Source organism: Streptomyces sp. NPDC104831, from assembly GCF_055583025.1.
The window spans coordinates 23,138-41,297 of record NZ_JBVJOT010000049.1 but is presented as its reverse complement, the minus strand read 5'-3'; the positions used below and the strand labels follow the sequence as shown (position 1 = coordinate 41,297).

The following is an 18,160-nucleotide window of genomic DNA, read 5'->3' as shown; positions in this document are numbered from 1 at the left end:
ACGCTGACGAGTCACTCGCGTGGCTCCGCGCGGGCCGGGGACACCGCTCGTCCCGGCCGTCCGACAGGGAGTCCCCACCCCGTCTCCGCCCCACGCGAGGGATCATCTGGGAGGTACGTACATGTCCGGGACGACCACGGCTGCCGTGCCGCAGCGGCGTCGGGCGGCCGGGGCCGGTGCCGACCGGTGGGTCGTCCTCGTCGTCCTGTGCGCCAGCCTGCTGCTCGTCGCGCTCGACGCCACCGTGCTGCACGTGGCGGTGCCCGCCGTCACCGAGGACCTCCGGCCCGGCGCCGTGGAACTGCTGTGGATCGTCGACGTCTATCCGCTGGTCTGCGCCTCGCTGCTCATCCTCTTCGGCACCCTGGGCGACCGGGTCGGCCGCAGACGGGTGCTGCTGCTCGGCTACGGCCTCTTCGGCGTCGCCTCCGCCGTGGCCGCGTTCGCCTGGAGCGCGCCGATGCTGATCCTCGCCCGCGCGCTGCTCGGCGTCGGCGGCGCGATGATCATGCCGGCCACGCTGTCGATCCTCCGCCAGGTCTTCCCCGACCGGCGCGAGCGCGCCCTCGCCATCGGCGTCTGGAGCGCGGTGGCGGCGGTCGGCGCGGCGGTCGGGCCGCTGCTCGGCGGATTCCTGCTGGAGCACTTCTGGTGGGGCTCGGTCTTCCTGGTCAACATCCCGCTGATGCTGATCAGCCTTCCGGTGGGCCGGATGCTGCTGCCGGAGTCCCGGGGCACGGCCGACGGACCCTGGGACGTGACCGGTGCGCTGCTCGCGGCGGGCGGGCTCTTCGGCGCCGTCCTCGGGGTGAAGCGGCTCGGCGGGGGCGAGGCGCCGGCGAGTCCGGCCACCCTGCTGCCCCTGCTGGCCGGCGCGGCCCTCCTCCTCCTCTTCGTACGGCGCCAGCGGCGGCAGCCGCATCCGCTGGTGGAGCTGCGGATGTTCGCCCGGCCCGCGTTCGGCACCTCGGTGGGCTGCATCGTCCTGGCCATGCTCGCGCTGGTCGGCCTGGAGCTGGTCGCCGCCCAGTACCTGCAACTGGTGCTCGGCCTGTCCCCGCTGCGGACCGGCCTGCGGCTGCTGCCGCTGACCGTCGCGGCCATGGCGGCGGGCCTGGCCGGCGCGCGGGTGCTGCGCCGCTTCGGGCCGCGGCGGATGGTGTGCGCCGGGTTCTGCCTGACGGCCGCCGCGGTGCTGACCCTGACCGCGATGGGCGGCACCGACGACCCGCCGCTGCTGCTGGCCGGGTTCGTGCTGCTGGGCTTCGGCCTGGAGACCACCCTCTTCGGCGCGTACGAGTCGATGCTGAGCGAGGCCCCGGCCGGCCGGGCGGGCGGCGCGGCGGCGATCGGCGAGACGGCGTACCAGCTCGGCGCGGGCATCGGCATCGCGCTGCTGGGCACCGTGATGAACGCGGCCTACGCCCCGGGGCTGCGCGCGGTACCGGGCGTGCCGCGGGGGGCCTCGGACGCGGCGGGCCATTCCCTCGGCGAGGCCTACGAGGTGGCCGGCCGGCTCGGCGGGACCGCCGGGGCCGCCCTGCGCCGGGCGGCGCGTGACTCCTTCGTGCACGGACTGCACGTGACGCTGCTGGTGAGCGCGGGCCTGCTGCTGCTGGGCGCGCTGCTGGCGCTGCGGCTGCCGCGGGCCGTGCAGTGCGGTGGGGAACCGGCCGACGGCGAGGTGGGCCTGCCGGCACCCCGGGAGGCCGAGCCGGCCCCCGGCAAGCCACGGGTCACCGCCTGACCCGGCCCCGACCGACCCGCACCGGCCCGGCTCCGGACGCGAGGGCCGGTGCCGGTCCGGGTGGGGCGGGGCCCGTACCGGTCCGGTCGCGGACGGGCGGGGCGCCCGTGCCGGTCCGCTCCGGACGCGCGGGTCCCGTGCCGGCCTGGCCGGGCGGGTCCCCGTACCAGCCTGGCCCCGGACGTGTGACCCGGCACCGGCCCGGCCTTGGACGGGGCCCTCGCAGCGGCCCGGCCCCGGACTCGTGAGCCCGCCCGGCACGCGCGGGGTGCCCGTGCCGTTCCCGTCGTCGACGGGTGCGAGGCGCGTGCCGGTCCGGTCTGGACGTGCGGGCATCCGCGTCGTAACGTCGGCCGGAGAAGCCGTAACTAGCGCTGCTAGTTTTGTCGCGTTCCGTCCCGGAGGATGTCCCATGTCCGCGTCCGCGAAGCTGCCCCCGTTCGATGCCGCCGACCCGCTCGGCATCGACGATCTGCTGGAACCGGAGGACCTGGCGATCCGGGACACGGTCCGCGGCTGGGCGGCCGACCGCGTCCTGCCGTACGTCGCCGACTGGTACGAGAAGGGCGAGCTGCCCGGCATCCGGGACCTCGCCCGCGAACTCGGCTCCCTCGGCGCGCTCGGCATGTCGCTCACCGGATACGGCTGCGCGGGCGCGAGCGCCGTGCAGTACGGCCTGGCCTGCCTGGAGCTGGAGGCGGCCGACTCGGGCATCCGGTCGCTGGTCTCCGTGCAGGGCTCCCTCGCGATGTACGCCATCCACCGGTTCGGCAGCGAGGAGCAGAAGCGGCAGTGGCTGCCGCGCATGGCGGCCGGCGAGGTGATCGGCTGCTTCGGGCTGACCGAGCCCGACCACGGCTCCGATCCCGCCTCGATGCGCACCCACGCCAAGCGCGACGGCGACGACTGGGTCCTCAGCGGACGCAAGATGTGGATCACCAACGGCTCGGTCGCCGGGGTGGCCGTGGTCTGGGCGCAGACCGAGGAGGGCATCCGCGGCTTCGTCGTGCCCACCGACAGCCCCGGCTTCTCGGCGCCGGAGATCAAGCACAAGTGGTCCCTGCGCGCCTCGGTCACCAGCGAACTGGTCCTGGACGACGTACGGCTGCCCGGCACCGCCGTACTGCCTGAGGTCACCGGGCTGCGCGGACCGCTCGGCTGCCTCTCGCACGCCCGCTACGGCATCGTCTGGGGCGCGATGGGCGCCGCGCGCAGCAGCTTCGAGGCGGCCCTGGACTACGCGCGGACGCGGGAGCAGTTCGGGCGGCCCATCGGCGGCTTCCAGCTCACCCAGGCCAAGCTCGCCGACATGGCGGTGGAGCTGCACAAGGGGATCCTGCTCGCCCACCACCTGGGGCGGCGGATGGACGCCGGCCGGCTGCGGCCGGAACAGATCAGCTTCGGAAAGCTCAACAACGTCCGCGAGGCCATCGAGATCTGCCGTACGGCGCGGACGATCCTCGGTGCCAACGGGATCTCCCTGGAGTACCCGGTGATGCGGCACGCGACCAATCTGGAATCGGTGCTCACCTACGAGGGCACCGTCGAGATGCACCAGCTCGTGCTGGGCAAGGCGCTCACCGGGCTGGACGCCTTCCGGTGAGCCCCCTGGCAGGGCGGGGCCGTGGGCGGCCCTGCCTCAGCTCTGGTTGAAGAAGCCGTCGGAGCGGTGCGCGGACGCCTCGCCGCTGATGATCTCCGTGTCGGCCGGGGTGAGCAGGAACACCCGGTTGGAGACGCGGTCGATCGAGCCGCGCAGCCCGAAGATGAGCCCGGCCGCGAAGTCCACGACCCGCTTGGCGTCGCCGGGCTCCATGTTGGTGAGGTTCATGATGACCGGGACCCCGTCCCGGAACAGCTCGCCGATGGCGCGGGCGTCCCGGAAGCTGTCCGGGGTCACCGTGCCGATCCGGCGGCCCTTCTCCTCGGCGGTGTCCGTGGCCACCCGCACGCGCGGGTCGGTGACCCAGGCGTCCCCGGACGCGGTGCCCTCGGAGTAGTCGTCGTCGTAATAGCGCTCGTCATCGTTGTCGTCGACGAGGCCGAGCCATGCACTCGCCTTGCGTACCGATCCCATGGACGCCTCCTCTCACAGCGGTCCTTCTTGCTTTCCGCATCCCTATGGTCATCCATGATGCGGACGGTGCGCCAAGTGGATAGACGCCGCGCGGGGGGTTTGTGACGGTACTGGTGCACAGCCGTTCCGTCGAGAGTCCTTGTGCCCCAAGGGTCGCGGGTCATACCGCTGCTGACTGAGAGTGAAATATGATTGTTCCCGGCGGACGGGTGAGAGGAGGTGCGTCCGGGTGATCCTGACGGGCGCTCAGACGGGCCCCGGCCGGTCGCCGGGGCCCGTCGAAGCCGTCAGTTCTTCTGTTCCGGCGGGCTGATGCGGGACTCCTCGATCGCCGAGCCGGTCGTCCCCCACTTCTTGAGAATCCGCTCGTAGGAGCCGTCGGAGAGCAGCTTGTTGACGGCCGCCTGGAAGGCCGGCGCCAGGTCGGAGCCCTTCTTGAAGGCGAAGCCGACGTCCAGGCGGTGGTACTCGTTGAGGAACTTCAGACCATCCTGATGGGCGACGGCGTAGCGCAGGCCGTTGATCGTGGACATCACCACATCGCTGCGGCCCTGCTGGAGCGAGGACCACAGCGCGCTCTGCTCGCCGTAGGTCTGCACCTGGTACGCCTTCTTGCCCGCGTCGGAGCACACGTGCTTGCTCCGCTCCAGCGTGGCCTCGAAGGTGGTGCCGGCGCCCGTCGCCACGTTCAGGCCGCACAGCTGCTTCAGGTCGGTGATCTTCGTCAGCTTGCTGTCCTTGCGGGTGGCGAAGCCCTGGCCGTCGTTGATGTAGGTGACGAAGTCGATGGTCTTGCGGCGCTCGTCGGTGACGCCGAAGTTGCTCGCGCCGAAGTCGTACTTGCCGCTGTCCAGGGCGGGCAGGATCGCGTCGAAGCTCGCCTGCTCCACCTTCAGCTTGAGGCCGAGCACCCGGGCCACCGCCTGGGTGAAGTCGACGTCCTGGCCGGTCAGGGTCTTGCCGTCGCCGAGGTAGGCGGTGCCGGGCGGGGTGCCGCCGACGCTGACCGCGACGGTGAGGCCGGTGGTGCCGGCGGGCAGCAGCTTCGCCGCCGCCGGGTCCTCGCGGATGGCGGAGACGACGTCCGTGGTGGGAATCCCGGCGTTCTTGGCCGCCACTCCGGAGGCGCCTGTGCCGTCCGCGTCACCGGAGCCGGAACCGCAGGCGGTGAGCAGGAGGGCGGCCGAGGTAATGGCGGTAAAGGGTATGACATGCCGAAAAATGGGCGTACGCATCGGTCAGCGGTCTCCTGAGAGCAGACGGGTGTGCGGAAGGCGCGAGGGGAGGGGAGCGCGTGTGTGAAGGCGGGGTGAGAGCAAGAGAACGCGAGGGGGCCCGCCGGGACGGCGGGCGCGCAGGGGGTCAGCTCAACAGGAAGAGGACCACACGCGACCGAAGTCGATGTGGGAGCGGGTGACCAGCCACTGCTGTGGATGCATGGGCCAAGTGGAACAGGCATCCGGTTCCGCGTCAACTGACTTGAGATGTACGGCTCACAGTATGGACAGCCTTGACAGCGGACCGAAACGCCCCCGTACTCTCGGCATACGGCCCTGCTGAGGGGCTCGGCCGTATCCGCGCCGCGCGGCGCGCCCGTGTGAAGGCATCACCTTCGTTCCGACGATTCACGCGTCACGGAGCCTTCGCATGTCATCCGACACCCTCGCCAAAGTCCCGGCCTCCTCCCAGACCCCCGAGCCCGCCGACGTCCCGCGGATCGTCCCGCAGCGGCGCTACGGCCAGTGGACGGCGGCGGTCGCCGTCCTCGTGCTGCTCGGGCTCGCCGTCAACTCCGTCCTGCGCAACAAGGCGTTCCAGTGGGACGTCGTCGCCGAGTACTTCACCTCGGACGCCATCCTGCGCGGGCTGTGGCTCACGCTGTGGCTGACCGCCGTGGTGATGGCCCTCGGCTTCGCCCTCGGCACCCTGCTCGCCGCGTTCCGGCTGTCCGCCAACCCCGTGCTGCGGGCGGTCAGCTGGGGCTACGTCTGGCTGTTCAGGTCCATCCCGATCCTGGTGCAGCTGCTGCTGTGGTTCAACATCGGGGCGCTGTACCCGCAGGTGTTCGGCGTGAAGACCGTCAACCTGCTCAGCCCGGTCGCCGTCGCGATCGTCGGCCTCACCCTGCACGAGGCCGCCTACGCCGCCGAGGTCGTCCGCGGCGGCATCCTCTCCGTCGACCGCGGGCAGATCGAGGCCGCCCAGGCGCTCGGCCTCGGCCGCGGGCGGCGCTGGTGGCGCATCGTTCTGCCACAGGCGATGCGCTCCATCGTGCCGCCCGCCGCCAACATGCTGATCGGCACCCTCAAGGGCACCTCGATCGTCAGCATCATCGCCGTCAACGACCTCCTGTTCTCCGCCCAGTTGGTCTACCACCGCACCTACCAGGTGATCCCGCTGCTGATGGTCGCCACCCTCTGGTACGCCGTGGTCACCACCCTGCTCGGCGTCGGCCAGTACTACGTCGAGAAGCGCTACGCCCGCGGCACGGAGAAGACCCGATGAGGCAGCAGCTGGTGATCGTCGGAGCCGGGCCGCGGGGGACCGGCATCCTCGAACGCCTCGCCGCCAACGCGTCCGCGCTGTACACGGGTCCGGGCCTGGACATCCACCTCGTCGACCCCCATCCGCCGGGCGGCGGACGCATATGGCGCGAGGAACAGTCCCCGCTGCTGTGGATGAACTCGCACGCCGAGGACGTCACCATGTTCACCGACGACACGGTGGCCATGGACGGTCCGGTGCACCCGGGCCCCACCCTGCACGAGTGGGCCGGGCTGGACGGCCGCGTCTTCCCCGACCGGCGGCTCCAGGGCCGCTATCTGCGCTGGGTGTACGACCGGGCCCGGGCCGCCCTGCCCCCGGGCGTCACCGTCCACCACCACCCCCGGCGTGCCCTCAGGATCAGCGGGCCCCGCGAGGGCCGGCAGCGGGTGTGGCTCGAGGGGAGCCCGCGCCCGCTCCCCGCCGACCTGGTGATCCTCGCCCTGGGGCACCTGGACGCCGAACTCGACGGCGAGCAGGCCGCGTTGGCCGCCTACGCCCGGGACCACGGCCTGGTGCACCTGCCGCCCGACTTCACCGCCGACAGCGACCTGTCCGCGCTGAAGCCCGGCGAACCCGTCCTCGTCCGCGGCTTCGGCCTGGCCTTCGTGGACCTGATGGTCCTGCTCACCGAGGGCCGCGGCGGACGCCACGAGGGCGAGCGGTACGTGCCCTCGGGGCGGGAGCCGGTGCTCTACGTCGGCTCCCGGCGCGGAGTGCCGTACCACTCGAAGATCGGCTACGACCTCACCGGCGACCGGCCGCCGCTGCCCCGCTTCTTCGGCCCCGCCGAGGCGGACGCCCTGCTGGCCCGCCCCGGCGGCCCGGACTTCCGGCGCGATGTGTGGCCGCTGGTCGAGAAGGAGCTGGGCTTCGCCCACTACCACCGGCTGTTCACCGCCCACCCCGGGCGTACGGCGATGGCCTGGCCGGACTTCGAGGCGAGGTACGCGGCGGCCGACGCTCCCGCCGAGCGCCGGGCGCTGGTCGCCGCCGCCGTGCCCGACCCGGCCGACCGGCTCGACCTCGCCGCGCTGGACCGCCCGCTGGACGGGGTCCGCCACGCCTCGCACGACGCCTTCCAGGACGGGATGCGGGAGTACATCGAGGCGGACCTGCGCCGCCGTCACGACCCCGCCCACAGCCCCGACCTGGCCGTCTTCCTCGGGCTGCTCTCCGTCTACGGGCAACTGGTGCGGCTCGGCGACCTCGGGCCCTGGTGGCACGGGTTCTTCAGCTACCTGGCGTCCGGGCCGCCCGGACCCCGGCTGCGGCAGATGCTCGCGCTGTCCCGGGCCGGACTGCTCCGGTTCGTCGGGGCCGGCATGACCGTCACCGCCGAGGACGGGGTGTTCCGGGCCGCCAGCCCCACCGTGCCGGGCTTCTCCGTCGACGCCCGGGCGCTGGTGGAGGCCCGGCTGCCCGAACCGGCCCTCGGCCGCACCCGGGACGGCCTGCTGCGCGAACTGCGCGCCGACGGTGCCGCCGAGACCCCCGACGGGCTGCTCCGGGTCGACCCCGGCGACGGCCGGATCCTGGACACCGCCGGACGCCCGCATCCCCGGCGGTTCGCGCTCGGCCCGTACACCGACTCCCGCACCCCCGGCGCGTTCACCCGGCCGCGCACCGGCGGCCCCGCGTTCCGGCAGAACGACGCGACCGCCCGGGCGGCGCTGTTCTTCCTCACCTCACAGGCGGCCCCGGACGCGGTCCCGGACGCCCCCGCACCAGCGAAGGAGCTCATGCGATGAGCGTCATGGTCGACATCCGGTCGGTGTACAAGAGCTTCGGCTCGCTCGACGTGCTCAAGGGCATCGACCTCCAGGTGCGCGCCGGCGAGGTCACCGTCGTGCTCGGCCCCTCCGGCTCCGGCAAGTCCACCCTGCTGCGCACCATCAACCACCTGGAGAAGGTGGACCGGGGCGAGATCAGCGTGGACGGCGCGCTGATGGGCTACCGGCGGGCCGGGAACAAGCTGCACGAGCTGCCCGAGCGCGAGGTGCTGCGGCAGCGCACCCGGATCGGGTTCGTCTTCCAGAACTTCAACCTCTTTCCCCACCTCACCGTCCTGGAGAACGTCATCGAGGCGCCGGTGTCCGCGCTGAAGCGGCCCCGGAAGGAGGCCGTGGAGGGCGCGCGCCGGCTGCTGGAGCGGGTCGGGCTCGGGGACAAGGCGGACGCCTATCCGCGGCAGCTGTCCGGCGGGCAGCAGCAGCGGGTGGCCATCGCGCGGGCACTCGCGCTGGAGCCGAGACTGCTGCTGTTCGACGAGCCGACGTCCGCGCTCGATCCCGAGCTGGTGGGAGAGGTGCTGGACGTCATCCGGGACCTGGCGGCACAGGGCACCACGATGATCGTCGTCACCCACGAGATCGCGTTCGCCCGGGAGGTCGCCGACACGGTGGTGTTCATGGCCGACGGACGGATCGTGGAGCAGGGGACGCCGGAGCAGGTGCTGGGCGCGCCGCGCGAGGAGCGGACCCGGACGTTCCTGGCGAAGGTGCTGTGAGGGTGGGCGCCGAGAGGACGGGACGCTGCCGCGGCGGGGCGTGCGGCGGGTCCGGCGCCGCCGGGCCGTGCCGCCGTGGCCGCGCGCCGTCGCGGCGGGGGCGGGAACGCGGACCGCAGCGGGCACGGACGGCGCCGGGGCGGCACGTGGCGGGGAGGGAGCGGGCATGAGGGGGCTGTTGCACCTCGCCGCCGCGCTCGATCAGCCGGGGGAGTTCGACGGCGGGGCGTTCACCGGGCCGGCCCGGCTCGCCGAGCGCGGCGGGCTGGACTTCGTGACGCTGGACGACTCCCTCGCCCGGCCCGGCCCCGACGCGCTCGGCGTGCTGTGCCGGGTGGCGGCCGCGACCCGGCGGATCGGTCTGGTGCCGACGGTCACCACCACGCACACCGACCCCTTCCGGGTGCAGGCCGCCGTGGCCACCCTGGACTGGGTCAGCCGGGGCCGGGCCGGCTGGCGGATCGACGTGTCCGCCACCGAGGGCGAGGCCCGGCTGTTCGGCCGCCGGCCCGCGGCGTCCGCCGACGCCCTGTGGCGGGAGGCGGGCGAGGCCGCAGACGCGGCCGCGCGGCTGTGGGACAGCTGGGAGGACGGCGCCGAGATCCGGGACGTGGCCACCGGCCGCTTCCTCGACGGGGACCGGGTGCACCGCGTCGACTTCACCGGCACCGCCTTCTCGGTCCGGGGCCCCTCGACCGTGCCCCGGCCGCCGCAGGGCCACCCCGTCCGCGTGGTCGACGCCACCGAGGGCGACGCCCGCACGGTCGCCGCCCGCCACGCCGACGTGGCCCTGGTCCGGGCGTCCTCCCCCGCCCAGGCCGCCCACTCGAGGGACCGGCTGCGGGACCAGGCGGGCACGTTCGGGCGGGACCCGGACACGCTGAGGGTGCTGGTGAGCCTGCTGGTGGACCTCGGCGAGGGCGAGTACGCGGCCGAGCCGGGATGGGGAACCCCCCGGTTCGGACGGAGCCGGGAACCCGGCGGATGGGGTGGCGGGCCCCGCCCGACCGCGCGCGGCCCGCTGTACCGGGGCGGCCCGGTGGACCTCGCGGAGCTGGTGGCCGCCTGGCACGCCGAGGGCGTCGCCGACGGCTTCCACTTCGTCCCGGTCGAACCGCGCCGCGATCTGGAGCGGCTGGTCAACGGCACGGTGGCGCTGCTCCAGCACCGCGGGCTGTTCCGCACCTTCTACCCGGGCAGCACCCTGCGCGAGCACCTGGGCCTGGCCCGGCCCGCCAACCGCTACGCCGCGTCCCGGGCGTCGGCCGAGGCCCGGGGAGCGTCATGACCGCGGGACAGCTGCACCTGGCGGCCGTGCCGCCGGGCGCCGACCCGGCCGCCCCGGGCGCCGGCGACCCGGCCGGCGTGGGGACCGGCGCCCTGTGGACCGGGGCGGGCGCCGGCTCGCGGGTGGCGTTCGCCTCCTTCGAACGGCTCGCCGGCGCCGCCGAGCGCGGCCTGTTCGACTTCCTCCTGCTGGACGAGGAGCCGCCGCTGCCCGAGCACCGGGGGCGGCCGCACGAACTGGACCCGGTGGGCGGGCCGGAACCGGTCGCCGTGCTCGCCGCGCTCGCCGGGGTCACCAACCGGCTCGGCCTCGCCGCCACGGTGAACGCCGCCTGGGCGGAGCCGTACGACCTCGCCCGCAGGCTGGCCACCCTGGACCACCTCAGCGCCGGCCGGGCGGGCTGGCGGGTGGGGACCTCGGCGGGCCACCGCTCCGCCGGCCGTCCCGACCCCTGCGGCCGGGCCGCCGAACTCCTCGTGGCCGCACGGCGGTTGTGGGACTCCTGGAGCCCCGACGGGGTGCCCCGGCCGTTCGCCCACCGGGGCCGGCACTTCGACATCGCGGGCGAGTTCGGGCTGCCCCGCTCGCCCCAGGGCCACCCCGTGGTGATCCGGTCCGGGGAGTCCGAGCGGGCCCGGGAACTGGCCGCGGCCTCGGCCGACGTCCTCCTCGTCCGGCACGCCCCGCCGGGACCGGCCCGCGCCCGCTACGCCGACGTCAAACGGCGGCTCGCGGCGTACGGCCGCGGACCCGGGGACCTGAAGGTGATGTCCCGGATCACCGTCGTGCTCGGCGACACCGCGGCCGGGGCGCAGGAGCGGGCCGCCGGGATCCGGCGGCAGCTGATCGGCCCGCGCCACGCGCTGTACGCGGTGGAGCGGATCTGGGGGACGGACCTGTCCGGATACGACCCGGACGGCCCGTTGCCCCGCACCGAGCCCCGCGCCCGGGACCGCCGCACGCGCGCGCTCGCCGCGCGCTGGCGGGCGCTGGCCGAGGAGAAGGGGCTCTCCCTGCGGGAGACCGTGATCGAGGCGAGCGGCCGGCAGTCCTTCGTCGGCACGCCCGGCACGGTCGCCGCCGACCTGCACCGGTACGCCGAGGAGGGGGCCGCCGACGGCTTCCTCCTGGTCCCGCAGCTCCCGGCCGGCGGCCTGGAGGAGTTCGTGGACCGGGTGGTGCCGCTGCTCCAGGAGCGCTCCGCCTTCCGCACGGAATACCGGGGCCGCACGCTCCGCTCCCATCTCGGGGTGCCGGGAGGGACGACGGATGAGACATGAGACAGAGGAAAGGAACCTGAGATGACGACGGACGCGTCCGACGCCTGGAAGCAGTGGCACGAGGACCGGGTGGAGGGCGTCACGGCGCCCTACGGCCCGCTCGCGCTGACCGCGACGCACTGGGTCGAGGACTATCCGGATGGTCGACTTCCGGACATTCCCGGGAAATGGGTGGCGCGAAAGGACGGGGTGGTGCTCACTGCCACCGAGGCCGACGGCCTGACCGTGGCCGGCCGGCCCTTCGCGGGCGAGACCGTGCTGGCCGCCGACAGCGGCCCGGAGGCCGGGTCGCGGGTCGCGCTGGGGGAGAAGCGGCTGGTCGTCCTCGTGCGCGAGGGCGTGTGGGGGGTGCGGGTGTTCGACCCGGACTCCGCCGCCCGGCGGGCCTTCCGGGGCATCGAGGCGGGCCCGTACGACCCGCGCTGGTCGGTGCCGGGCCGGTTCACCCCGTACGACGGCACGCGCACCATCCGGCTCGGCAACGCCGACGGCCGCGAGCGCGGCTTCGACCTCGCCGGTGAGCTGGTCTTCCCGCTGGCCGGCCGGGAGCGGACGCTGAAGGTCGCGCAGCGGGCGGACGGCGGCCTGTGGGCGGTGTTCGCCGACGCCACCAGCGGTGACACCAGCTTCCGGTTCCGCTTCCTCTTCCCGGCGGCGCCGGACGCCGAGGGGCGCGTGACCGTCGACTTCAACCGCGCGCAGCTCCCGCCGTGCGCCTTCGCCGGCCACTTCATCTGCCCGCTGCCGGCCCCCGGCAACACGCTGGACGTGCCGGTCGAGGCGGGGGAGCGCCGGCTGAGCTGAGTCCCGGTGCGCCGGCCCGGTGCCGCCCGGGCGTCCGGGCGGCCCGGTGCCGTCCTCGGTGCGTTGGGGTGGTGGGGGGCCGACGGCCGAAAGGCACCCTTGTGCCGACCGGCCGTTCGGCCGAATACTCCACCCCAGCGCTTGTCAGGGGCATGTACATCACAATCCGGTCGGGCTCCTGGCTGCGCCTCACGGGCCCCGACCCCACGCGGGCCCCCGACTTCCCTTGGAGGGAACGACAAGTGAGGATCAAGCGCACCACTCCCCGCGGCGGCACCGCGAGACGGGTCCGGCTGACGGCCGTGGCCACGGGCTTCCTCGCCGCGGCTGCGTTCGCCGCCCCCACCGCGAACGCCAGTGACGCCCACGCCTTCAGCGCCACCCAGCTCGCGAAGGCGAGCGACTCCGTCCGCCAGGCCGACGTCCCCGGCACGGCCTGGGCGGTGGACGCCAAGACCCACCGCGTCGTCGTCACCGTCGACAGCACGGTGTCCCAGGCCGAGATCGCCAGGATCAAGAAGCAGGCCGGGGGCGACGCGGCCGCCCTGGTGATCAAGCACACGCCGGGCAAGTTCAACAAGCTGATCTCCGGCGGCGACGCCATCTACGCGAGCAGCTGGCGCTGCTCGCTGGGGTTCAACGTCCAGGACTCCAGCGGCAACTACTACTTCCTGACCGCCGGGCACTGCACCGACGGCGCGACCACCTGGTGGTCGAACTCCTCCCACACCACCACGCTCGGCACCACGGCCGGCTCCAGCTTCCCCGGCAACGACTACGGTCTCGTGCGCTACACCAACAGCTCGGTGACCAAGTCGGGTGCCGTGGGCAGCCAGGACATCACCAGCGCGGCCACGCCGTCGGTGGGCACGACCGTCTACCGCCGCGGGTCCACGACCGGTACGCACAGCGGCCGGGTCACCGCGCTCAACGCGACGGTCAACTACGGCGGCGGCGACATCGTCTCCGGCCTGATCCAGACCACCGTGTGCGCCGAGCCCGGCGACTCCGGCGGCCCGCTGTACGGCGGCACCACCGCCTACGGCCTGACCTCGGGCGGCAGCGGCGACTGCTCCTCCGGCGGTACGACGTTCTTCCAGCCGGTCACCGAGGCGCTGAGCGCCTACGGGGTGCACGTCTTCTGACGCCCTCCCCCCACCGGCCCCGGCCCTCGCGCGCTCCGGTGTGCGGGGGCCTTACCGTGCGGTCGCGGCGGGTGTTCGCGCAGGTCGGAGGCGCTCGAACGGGTGTCGTACACCTGTTCGGGAATGGAGGTATGGTGGGGAGAGCAGTAGGGAACTGATGTTCGAGAGTCGTTCGGGGCTCACGTGTGCGGGAGGTGGGTGTGCCGGGCTTCGCGCATCTGCACACCGTCTCCGGGTTCTCCCTGAGGTACGGGGCGTCCCACCCGGAGCGGCTGGCCGAGCGCGCCGCGGAGCGGGGCATGGACGCCCTCGCCCTGACCGACCGCGACACCCTCGCCGGAACCGTGCGCTTCGCCAAGGCCTGCGCCGGGGCGGGCGTCCGCCCGCTGTTCGGGGTGGACCTGGCGGTGGCGGCGCGGGAGACCGTACGCCGTGACAAGCGGCGCAGCCCGGTGCGCGGCGGCGCCTTCGTGGACGAGTCGGACCCCCGGGTGACCTTCCTCGCCCGGGACGGCGCCCGGGGCTGGGCCGACCTGTGCCGGCTCGTCACCGCGGCGCACGCGGGCGGGGGGAGCCCGCTGCTGCCGTGGACCGGCCACCGGGGCGACGCGCTGGTGGTGCTGCTCGGGCCGGACTCGGACGTGGGCCGGGCGCTCGCCGCCGGCCGGCCCGACCGGGCGGCGGCCCTGCTGGCCCCGTGGCGCGAGGTCTACGGCGACGCGCTGCGGCTGGAGGCCGTCTGGCACGGCCGTACCGGCACCGGCCCCGGCTCGCTGCGGCTGGCGGCCCGTACCGTCGGGTTCGCCGCCGAGCAGGGGGTGCGGCCGGTGCTCGGCAACGCCGTCCGCTACGCCGACCCCGGGCAGGGGCCGGTGGCCGACGTGCTGGACGCCGCCCGGCGCCTGGTGCCCATCGACCCCCGCGGGGAGCTGGACTCCGGTGAGGCCTGGCTGAAGGACGGGCCGGCCATGCTGGACGCCGCCGAACGGATCGTGGAGGCGGCCGGATACCGGCGGCAGGCCGCCCACCGGCTGCTGGAGCAGACCCTGGCCACCGCCGCCGAGTGCCGGGTCGACCCCGAGGACGACCTGGGCATGGGCAGCGTGCACTTTCCCGAGCCGCACCTCGTCGGCGCCGGCCGGCGCACCGCCCAGCGGGCCCTCGCCTCCCGGGCCGCGGCGGGCATGCTGCGGCTCGGTCACGGCGGGCGGCGCGCGTACTGGGAGCGGATGCACCACGAGCTGGACATCATCGCCCACCACGGCTTCGCCTCCTACTTCCTGACGGTCGCCCAGGTGGTCGACGACGTCCGGGCGATGGGCATCCGGGTGGCCGCCCGCGGCTCCGGGGCCGGGTCGCTCGTCAACCACCTCCTCGGCATCGCGCACGCCGACCCGGTCGAGCACGGGCTGCTGATGGAACGCTTCCTGTCCAAGGAGCGGGTGGTGCTGCCGGACATCGACATCGACGTGGAGTCCGCGCGGCGGCTGGAGGTCTACCGGGCGATCATCGGCCGGTTCGGCGGCGAGCGGGTGGCGACCGTCGCCATGCCGGAGACCTACCGGGTCCGGCACGCCATCCGGGACGTGGGCGCCGCGCTGTCCATGGACCCGGCCGAGATCGACCGGATCGCCAAGTCCTTCCCGCACATCCGGGCGCGCGACGCCCGCGCGGCCCTGGCCGAACTGCCCGAGCTGCGGCGGCTCGCGGGGGAGAAGGAGAAGTACGGCAGGCTGTGGGAGCTGGTCGAGGCGCTGGACGCGCTGCCGCGCGGGATCGCCATGCACCCGTGCGGGGTGCTGCTGTCCGACGCCTCCCTGCTCGCCCGTACGCCGGTGGTGCCCACCAGCGGCGAGGGGCTGCCCATGGCCCAGTTCGACAAGGAGGACGTGGAGGATCTCGGGCTGCTCAAGCTGGACGTCCTGGGCGTGCGGATGCAGTCGGCGATGGCGCACGCGGTCGCCGAGGTGGAGCGGGCGAGCGGGGAGCGGGTCGACCTGGACGCGGTGGAGCCGGGCGACCCGGAGACCTACCGGCTGATCCGGTCCGCCGAGACGCTGGGCTGCTTCCAGATCGAGTCGCCCGGCCAGCGGGACCTGGTGGGGCGGCTCCAGCCGAGCACCTTCCACGACCTGGTCGTCGACATCTCGCTGTTCCGGCCCGGTCCCGTCGCCGCCGACATGGTGCGGCCCTTCATCGAGGCCCGGCACGGACGGGCGCCCGTGCGCTACCCGCACCCGGACCTGGAGGAGGCGCTGAAGGGGACGTACGGGGTCGTCGTCTTCCACGAACAGGTCATCGACATCGTCGCCACCCTGACCGGCTGCGGCCGGGGCGAGGCCGACCGGGTGCGGCGCGGGCTGTCCGACCCCGAGACGCAGGGCCGGATCCGGCTGTGGTTCGCCCAGCGGGCGGCGGCCCGGGGGTACGACGCGGAGACGATCGGGCGCACCTGGGAGATCGTGGAGGCCTTCGGGTCGTACGGCTTCTGCAAGGCGCACGCCGTCGCCTTCGCCGTGCCCACCTACCAGTCGGCGTGGCTGAAGGCCCACCACCCGGCCGCCTTCTACGCCGGGCTGCTCACCCACGACCCCGGGATGTACCCGAAGCGGCTGCTGCTGGCCGACGCCCGGCGGCGCGGGGTGCCGATCCTGCCGCTGGACGTGAACGTCTCCGGCGTCGCCCATCGGATCGAACTGGTGTCCGAGTCACCGGAGGTGTGGGGGCTGCGGCTCGCGCTGTGCGACGTCCACGGCATCGGCGAGGCCGAGGCGCGGCGGATCGCGGACGGGCAGCCGTACTCCTCGCTGGTCGACTTCTGGGAGCGGGCCCGGCCGAGCCGGCCGCTGGCCCAGCGGCTCGCCCAGGTCGGCGCGCTGGACGCCTTCGGCGCCAACCGGCGCGATCTGCAGCTGCACCTGTCCGAGCTGCACCGGGGCGCCCGGAGCGGCGGCGGTGGCCAGCTCCCGCTGGCCGGCGGCCGGAAGACCGCGCCGGCCGGGCTGCCGGACCTGACCTCGGCGGAGAGGCTCAGCGCCGAGCTGGGCGTGCTGTCCATGGACGCCTCGCGCAATCTCATGGACGACCACCAGGAGTTCCTGGCGGAGCTGGGCGTGCTCTCCGCGCGCCGGCTGCGCGAGGCCCGGCACGGGGAGACCGTGCTGGTCGCGGGCGCCAAGGCGGCCACCCAGACCCCGCCGATCCGCTCCGGCAAGCGGGTCATCTTCTCCACCCTGGACGACGGCACGGGGCTGGTGGACCTCGCCTTCTTCGACGACTCCCACGACGCCTGCGCCCACACCGTCTTCCACTCCTGGCTGCTGCTGGTGCGCGGGGTGGTGCAGCGGCGCGGCCCGCGCAGCCTCAGCGTGGTCGGCTCCGCCGCCTGGAACCTCGCCGACCTGGTGGAGGTGCGGCGCGCGGAGGGGCTCGACGGGGTCGCGGCCCGGCTGGCCGCCCCGTCCGGCCCGGACGGGTCCCCGGCGCGGGGCGACGGCGGTCCGTTCCGGGCCCGGGTCACGGGGTCCGAGGGGCGGCCCGCGCCGGCCGGCTCCGCGGCCCCGGACCCGATGGCGGACCGGACGATCCGCATGCCCACGGGGTACGAGATGCACCCCTGGGCCGATCTGCGGCCCGCGGGCGAGGGCGCCGCGCAAGGGCCGGCGGCGGTACGGAAGTTGTGGCACCAGAGTCCGGGGAGTGCGGGATGACCATCCTCTGCGTACGTTTCCAGCTGCCGCCGATGTACGAGGCGGCCCTGCCGGGGCTGCTCGGGCTGCTGGAGGAGTTCACCCCGGTCGTGGAGGCGCTGCCGCCGGACGGGGCGCTGGCCGATCTGCGCGGTGCCGAGCGGTACTTCGGGCGCGACGCGGTGGAGCTGGCCTCGGTGATCCGGGTGCGGGCCCTCGCCCGGTACGGCGTGGACTGCGCGATCGGCGCCGGGCCGGGCCCGATGCTGGCCCGGATGGCGCTGCGCGAGGCCCGGCCCGGGGTGACCCGCGCGGTGCCGGCGGACGCCGTCGCCGAGTTCCTCGCGGACCGGCCCGTCGCCGCGCTGCCCGGCGTCGGCGCGGCGACCGCCCGCACCCTGGGCGAGTACGGCCTGGACACCCTGGGCCGGGTCGCCGCCGCGCCGCTGTCCACGCTCCAGCGGCTGATCGGGGCGCGGGCGGGCCGGGAACTGCGGGAGAGGGCGGGCGGCACCGACCGCGGCCGGGTCGTCCCGAACGCCGTCTCGCGCTCGCTGATGACGGAGCGGGCCTTCTCCCTCGACGAACTGGACCCCGACCGGCACCGCAGGGCGCTGCTGTCGGCCGCGGAGGAGATCGGCGCCCGGCTGCGCGCGGTGGAGAAGGTCTGCCGCACCCTGACCCTCACCGTGCGCTACGCCGACAGGTCCGCCACCACGCGCAGCCGCGTCCTGAAGGAGCCGACCGCGCACTCGGCGGCCCTGACGAGGACGGCCTACGGCATGTACGAGGCGCTCGGCCTGCAACGCGCCCGGGTCCGCGCGCTCGCCCTGCGCGCCGAGGACCTGACCCCCGCCGACCAAGCCGCCCACCAGCTCACCTTCGACCCCGTGGACGAGAAGGTCCGCCGCGTCGAGGAGGCAGCGGACCGCGCCCGGGCGAGGTTCGGCCCCCGCGCGGTCGTCCCGGGCACCCTGGCGGCGTGACCCCGCCCGCCGCGCACCCCGCTGGTTAGCACTGCAAGTTTTTACTGACGCGTAACTTCACAGCCGGACTACCCGACCGTAACTTGACGAG

The 18,160-nt window shown here is 74.5% G+C and carries 13 protein-coding genes; 11 read left to right on the top strand and 2 right to left on the bottom strand.

Annotated features, from left to right (window positions below):
* Positions 1 to 121: 121 nt before the first annotated feature.
* Positions 122 to 1,747 carry an MFS transporter gene (locus ACZ63H_RS28910; RefSeq protein WP_469869990.1) on the top strand — a complete coding sequence of 542 codons (1,626 nt, stop codon included), beginning with the start codon at positions 122 to 124 and terminating at the stop codon, positions 1,745 to 1,747.
* A gap of 412 nt (positions 1,748 to 2,159) precedes the next feature.
* Positions 2,160 to 3,350, top strand: a complete 1,191-nt coding sequence (locus tag ACZ63H_RS28905) for an acyl-CoA dehydrogenase family protein (RefSeq protein ID WP_467939268.1) — start codon at positions 2,160 to 2,162, stop codon at positions 3,348 to 3,350.
* A 36-nt stretch (positions 3,351 to 3,386) separates the two neighbouring features.
* Here the strand turns inward: ACZ63H_RS28905 and ACZ63H_RS28900 are convergent, their stop codons facing one another.
* Together ACZ63H_RS28900 and ACZ63H_RS28895 are read right to left on the bottom strand one after the other, a co-directional pair.
* Positions 3,387 to 3,824 (bottom strand): cell division protein SepF, encoded by a 438-nt coding sequence (locus ACZ63H_RS28900; protein WP_469869988.1) that lies wholly within the window; start codon positions 3,822 to 3,824, stop codon positions 3,387 to 3,389.
* A 287-nt stretch (positions 3,825 to 4,111) separates the two neighbouring features.
* Positions 4,112 to 5,059, bottom strand: a complete 948-nt coding sequence (locus ACZ63H_RS28895; protein ID WP_469869986.1) for an ABC transporter substrate-binding protein — start codon at positions 5,057 to 5,059, stop codon at positions 4,112 to 4,114.
* 412 nt (positions 5,060 to 5,471) lie between these two features.
* Here ACZ63H_RS28895 and ACZ63H_RS28890 point away from each other — a divergent pair, with 412 nt between their 5' ends.
* From ACZ63H_RS28890 to ACZ63H_RS28850, 9 genes are all read left to right on the top strand, one after another.
* Positions 5,472 to 6,329, top strand: a complete 858-nt coding sequence (locus tag ACZ63H_RS28890; protein WP_469869984.1) for an amino acid ABC transporter permease — start codon at positions 5,472 to 5,474, stop codon at positions 6,327 to 6,329.
* The gene (locus ACZ63H_RS28885; RefSeq protein WP_469869982.1) at positions 6,326 to 8,119 is read left to right on the top strand and encodes an FAD/NAD(P)-binding protein; all 1,794 of its coding nucleotides are present in this window, start codon (positions 6,326 to 6,328) and stop codon (positions 8,117 to 8,119) included. Before ACZ63H_RS28890 ends, ACZ63H_RS28885 begins: the two co-directional genes overlap by 4 nt.
* Complete coding sequence (locus ACZ63H_RS28880) at positions 8,116 to 8,877, top strand: amino acid ABC transporter ATP-binding protein (protein ID WP_469869980.1); 762 nt, start codon at positions 8,116 to 8,118, stop codon at positions 8,875 to 8,877. The genes ACZ63H_RS28885 and ACZ63H_RS28880 overlap by 4 nt, the downstream gene beginning before the upstream one ends.
* 166 nt (positions 8,878 to 9,043) lie before the next feature.
* Entirely contained in the window at positions 9,044 to 10,165 is a 1,122-nt protein-coding gene (locus tag ACZ63H_RS28875; RefSeq protein WP_469869978.1) for an LLM class flavin-dependent oxidoreductase, read from the top strand.
* Positions 10,162 to 11,445, top strand: coding sequence for an NtaA/DmoA family FMN-dependent monooxygenase (locus tag ACZ63H_RS28870; RefSeq protein ID WP_469869976.1), 1,284 nt, complete (start codon positions 10,162 to 10,164; stop codon positions 11,443 to 11,445). The genes ACZ63H_RS28875 and ACZ63H_RS28870 overlap by 4 nt, the downstream gene beginning before the upstream one ends.
* Before the next feature lie 21 nt (positions 11,446 to 11,466).
* Positions 11,467 to 12,249, top strand: coding sequence for a DUF1684 domain-containing protein (locus ACZ63H_RS28865; RefSeq protein ID WP_469869974.1), 783 nt, complete (start codon positions 11,467 to 11,469; stop codon positions 12,247 to 12,249).
* Between the two features lie 242 nt (positions 12,250 to 12,491).
* Positions 12,492 to 13,394: a S1 family peptidase gene (locus ACZ63H_RS28860; protein ID WP_469869973.1), complete on the top strand. Its 903-nt coding sequence runs from the start codon at positions 12,492 to 12,494 to the stop codon at positions 13,392 to 13,394.
* A gap of 200 nt (positions 13,395 to 13,594) precedes the next feature.
* Positions 13,595 to 17,104 carry a DNA polymerase III subunit alpha gene (locus tag ACZ63H_RS28855; RefSeq protein ID WP_469869971.1) on the top strand — a complete coding sequence of 1,170 codons (3,510 nt, stop codon included), beginning with the start codon at positions 13,595 to 13,597 and terminating at the stop codon, positions 17,102 to 17,104.
* Positions 17,101 to 18,069, top strand: a complete 969-nt coding sequence (locus ACZ63H_RS28850; RefSeq protein ID WP_469869969.1) for a DNA polymerase Y family protein — start codon at positions 17,101 to 17,103, stop codon at positions 18,067 to 18,069. Before ACZ63H_RS28855 ends, ACZ63H_RS28850 begins: the two co-directional genes overlap by 4 nt.
* Positions 18,070 to 18,160 lie beyond the last annotated feature (91 nt).